Annotated in this window: 5 protein-coding genes; 2 read left to right on the top strand and 3 right to left on the bottom strand. The window is 54.6% G+C overall.

What is annotated here, in order from left to right; translation table 11 throughout:
• The 3 genes from Q7T06_RS06860 to Q7T06_RS06870 form a co-directional block, all read right to left on the bottom strand.
• Positions 1–486: DedA family protein (locus Q7T06_RS06860; protein WP_304782406.1), on the bottom strand; the 486-nt coding region annotated here is incomplete at its 3' end.
• Positions 487–644: 158 nt separating this feature from the next.
• Positions 645–2,102: a Ppx/GppA phosphatase family protein gene (locus Q7T06_RS06865; RefSeq protein WP_304782409.1), complete on the bottom strand. Its 1,458-nt coding sequence runs from the start codon at positions 2,100–2,102 to the stop codon at positions 645–647.
• A 277-nt stretch (positions 2,103–2,379) separates the two neighbouring features.
• Positions 2,380–3,630, bottom strand: a complete 1,251-nt coding sequence (locus Q7T06_RS06870; RefSeq protein WP_304782412.1) for an Hsp70 family protein — start codon at positions 3,628–3,630, stop codon at positions 2,380–2,382.
• Positions 3,631–3,882: 252 nt separating this feature from the next.
• Between Q7T06_RS06870 and Q7T06_RS06875 the strand changes: the two genes are divergently transcribed.
• Entirely contained in the window at positions 3,883–4,212 is a 330-nt protein-coding gene (locus Q7T06_RS06875) for a putative quinol monooxygenase (protein ID WP_304782415.1), read from the top strand.
• Between the two features lie 62 nt (positions 4,213–4,274).
• The gene (locus Q7T06_RS06880; protein WP_304782419.1) at positions 4,275–4,445 is read left to right on the top strand and encodes a hypothetical protein; all 171 of its coding nucleotides are present in this window, start codon (positions 4,275–4,277) and stop codon (positions 4,443–4,445) included.
• Positions 4,446–4,969: the final 524 nt, after the last annotated feature.

The raw sequence follows: 4,969 nt of genomic DNA on the forward strand, positions 1-4,969 counted from the left end.
CAGATAACCTGTTACTGCCAGCAGCGCAGTCCATATCAATGAGCCCAGGGTCGAATACGCCAGAAACGGCAGCAGCGGCATGCTGACTATCCCGGCTGGCACAGAGATCAGGGTGCGTATGGCGGGAATCAGGCGACCGAAAAACACTGCCGCTGCACCATGCCGGGCAAACCACAGCGATGCCACATCGATATCGATGGATGACACCGTGAGCCAGCGACCATAGCGGTTGGCCATGCGCTTGAGCCTGTCCCTGCCGAACAGCGCGCCCGCGTAATACCAGGGCAAGGCACCCACTACCGAGCCGGCGGTGCCAGCCAGTATGACCAGCACGATATTCAAGTCGCCACGCGCAGAGACAAAGCCGGCCAGCGGCATGATCAACTCGGATGGAATAGGCGGGAATACATTTTCCGCCAGCATCAGCAGGAAAACACCAAGGTAGCCGCCCTGCGACACGATATCGACGAAACTGTTGAACAACACGATCTCCTGCAAAATGAATGGAATTACGGGATGGCACTAAAGGATGGCACTGCAGACTTGCAATGGCGCATGCTGAGGCGCCGCAGATACGCCTATTCAGAAGGCAGGCGGGATGAAAGGTTCAGCCACAGCGCCATTTTTCTTCATGAATAGACATGTCAGGCATTCAGCTTGATCGAAAAATCGATGCCGACTTCACTCCAGGCATCCTTCTCTTTTTCCATCCAGTATGCAACTGTCGGATGGTTGCTCACCCATTCCTTGCGCAGTTCAAGTTCTATCCTGTTTTTCATTCTCAGCCTGACCTCGTCGATATCGACGTCTATGCGTGCATGCATGAACATGACGGCAAGTCGCAGCGCCAGCACCGCCTTGGCAAAATCGATATCGGCCAAAACGTCACCTATCTTGCGCAAATTCCCCTTCTGCGCCAGCACCATGCTACTCATCACACGTTGCTCGCGCGTCGTGAATCCGGACAAGTCTGCATTCGCTATCATGTAGGCCGCGTGCTTGTGATAACCGCTATGCGATACCGCCAGTCCGATTTCATGCAGCAAGCCGGCCCAATTGAGCAGCTTGGCATAGGTATCGTCTGCCGGCTTGAGCAGCGCGAACAAGGCACTGGCCATTTGCGCCGCACGATCGGCGCGCGCTTCATCGGCGTGGAAACGCTGCAGAAAATCCCGCGCCGATTGCTCGCGGCGGTCGCGCTTGGTGGCGCGCAGCTGCAGATCCCACAACACGCCCATGCGCAAGCCGGCTTCTATCGGCTTGACCAGCTTGATACCGAGTTCCTGCATGATGGCGATCAGGATGGCCAGGCCGCCGGTGATGCTGGTGGCGCGATCAGCTTTCATGCCGATCAAGTCTATCTTGCCGGCATGGCCGAACTGGATCAGGCGCCGCTTGAGCGCTTCCACACCCTTGAGCGACAGGTTGCCATCGCCCAGGCCATTCTTGCTGATCGCATCGGCAATCGCGCGTATCGTGCCCGACGAGCCATAGGCGCAAGACCAGCGTTCTGATTTGTACAGGGGTGCGGCATCTTCAAAACGCGAGCGCGCCGACAGGATGGCGGCATCAAAGGCAGCCGCATCTATACAGCCGTCAGGGAAAAAAGACCCCGTTTGTGGCACGGTGCCTATGCTGAATGATTCAACCTGTTCTATTTCCTGACCCTTGCCCAATATCAGTTCTGTCGAACCGCCGCCTATATCGAGAACCAGGCGACGTTCGCTCAACGATGGCAGCGAGCTGGCGACGCCCATGTAAATCAGGCGGCCTTCTTCTTCGCCCGAAATGATCTCGATCGGATAACCAATCGCGGCTTCTGCCGCCGGCAGGAAGATGGCGGAATTTTTTGCTATGCGTATCGTATTGGTGGCGACTACGCGCACTGCATTGAGTGGATAGGCGCTCAAAATTGCATTGAAGCGCGTCAACGACTCGATCGCGCTTTCCATCGCGGCGGCAGTCAGGTTGCCCCTGCCATCGAGGCCGGAACCAAGTCGGATCGGGTCGCGGGCGCTCTTGATGACGCGTATGGTTTCGCCATCATGCCGCCCTATATGCAGGCGAAAACTGTTGGAACCCAAATCTACTGCAGCAAACATTCCATCTCCTCAATCACTCGCCTGTTACACCTGCCGCACGCTACAACATTCACTGATTTATCGCATGAAAAGTTCGTGACAATAAGCCTGCATTGTTACCCCGTCATGACAATCCTGCGCATGATGGGCTGACCGGGCAATATGGCCGTCGCCAGCCGCATTTTCATGCGCATAAAAAAATTTGCGCATAAATGCGCAAATTGTTTATACCATTTTAAAATGCATCGTGCCAGGCAAGCTGTGAATGCATGGCACGATCAACTCAAACGCTCGGGCATCAGCCGAACTTTCTGACTGCATCCAGCGCCAGGCCAGCGCCGATGCTGCCGAACAGATCACCTTCGACGCGGCGCGCATTCGGCAGCAAGGCACCGATTTTCTCGCGCATTAAATGCACACCGCTGGAACCACCGGTAAATACCACCGTATCCACCTCGTCGGCAGCGATGCCCGCATCGCGCAACAGATTGGCGACCGTGGTTTCAACCGTGTTGACCATCTTGTGGATCGCATCTTCAAACTCGTCACGCCGCAAGGTCAGTATATGCGCCGGCGACAGGCGATCCAGCACCAGTTCGGTTTCCAGCGCCGATGAAAGCGCAATCTTCCCTTCCTCGGCCTTCAGCGCCAGCCAGTGACCCGAGCGATGTTCTATCAGGTGCAGCAAGCTGTCGAGCTTGTCTTTTTCCAGTGCATCGCGATAGATATCCTTGATCTGCAGCCAGGTCTTTTGCGTGTACGCCAGATTGATCGTGTGCCAGGTCGCCAGGTTGAAGTAATAGCTGGACGGCACTTCATTGTTGTTGCTGAGGCGGCTACCCAGCCCCAGCAGCGGCATGATGCTGGTCAGGCTCAGGTATTTGTCGAAATCAGTACCGCCTATGTGGACGCCGCCGGTTGCCAGAATATCGTCGCGCCGGTCGACTTTTTTGGCACGCTCGGGGGAGAGCCTCACCAGCGAAAAATCCGAGGTGCCGCCGCCGATGTCGGCGATCAGCACCAGTTCTTCGCGCTCTATCTTGGATTCATAATCGAATGCGGCAGCAATCGGCTCATACTGGAAATCGATATCCTTGAAACCTATCGATTGCGCGATCTCATACAGCGTGTCTTCCGCCAGGATATCGGCTTCTTCATTGCCATCGACGAAGAACACCGGGCGTCCCATGACCACGCTGGTAAATTCACGCCCGGCCGCCAGTTCGGCACGCCGCTTCAACTCGCCCATGAATTGCGTCAGTAAGGTACGGAACGGCAATGCCATCCCCATCACTTCAGTCTGGTCATCGATCAGGCTGGTGCCCAGCAGACTCTTCAGCGAGCGCATCAGGCGGCCTTCATAACCCTGCAGGTAATTGGCCAGTGCAGCACGACCGTAATACACCTGTTCTTCATCTGCATTGAAGAAGACGACGGACGGCAGGGTCACTTTGCCATCTTCGAGTTGCAACAAGGCTGAATGACCGGGACGGCTCCAGCCTACTGTCGAATTCGACGTCCCGAAATCGACGCCGCACGCGTTTGCCATGAAAAAACCTCTGTAAATGAAACGGGCCACGATGATAAGTCATAGACTGCAGGGTGTGTTTATTTTCTCGCTGGTGAAAGTCAATATTGCGGGTATAGACTAGGCAAAAGACCCATGATTGACGGCAGCGCGGCAAAAGATGCTTGCCTGCGCATGCATAGCTGATCAATATGGCAATATATTGCCATTTCAGGGAACTAAAAGCCGCTATTCGCCACATACGATACTTGATCGTCATCTACAGGAGGCATTATGGTTACCGTCGGATTGCAAGCCCGTCTGGAAGCAAAACCAGGCAAGGAAAAGGAACTGGAAGAATTTCTCCGGGCGCAGCTGTCATACGCACTGGGTGAACCAGCCACTACCGCATGGTTTGCGATCAAGCTGGATGCCAAAACCTTTGTCATCTATGACTTCTTCGCTGACGAATCCGGTCGACAGGCGCATCTCGATGGCGAAATCTGCAAGGCACTGGTGGAAGACGCTGCACATTTGCTGGCGTCTTCGCCCATCATAGAAAAATTGACCGTACTGGCAGCCAAACTGCCTAGTAGCGGAGAAGTCCCTGATACGCTGGGCTGATGCTCGCCGCAAGCTGGCTCTTTGGCAGCGCGCATCGTAAAATGATGCCTTACGGAGGAATTATGAATACGAGTTGGGGCAGTGAAGACGATATGGAAATCGATGATGAATTGATGCGCGACGTCGAGCACCTGATTCCATCCAGACAGCGCAACAGCGGCGATATCGGCACGCTGGATTTCTATGACAGACAAGATCGCCTGGCGCGCGAAGTCATAGACAAGCCGCGCTGAGCCAAACAACTTCATTGCCGGGCCCAGGCAGGCCCAAAGCAACAAAGTCATCACCGCCCTGTTGATGAACGTATGAAAATTGCCTGCTATTCCTCCTGCCATTCAAGTGGCACGCAAATTCCGCCAGCTTTTCACAAGCATCCGCATCCTGAACCGACTGCCTGGTTATCAATTCTTTCAATATGCTGCCAGCCTGATAACAATCGGCATAACGGGATGGAAACTGCACTAAACAAGACGGCTGATCAGCCTGGAATGTTATCGCCATCACAAGCAAACGCACCATTTTGGATATCTCTCTATCGTCCGGTGGTGGCACCGATATTGCTTTATAGAAAGCATTCGTAGTCCTGGCACTTTTCCCGGACCTGCTGCACGCGAATCGGAACTGTCTCCCTTTCATGACCAAATTTGCCACATTTAAATATGCTTCTCTCGATGCCATCCCACCCTGCCGATCCTACCTTGCAAGCCCGTTTGCTGGGAACGCTGCTGGCCAATCTGGAAGGCATGGTCTATCGCTG

This window comes from Herminiimonas sp. (assembly GCF_030645555.1).
GTDB lineage: Bacteria > Pseudomonadota > Gammaproteobacteria > Burkholderiales > Burkholderiaceae_D > Oxalicibacterium.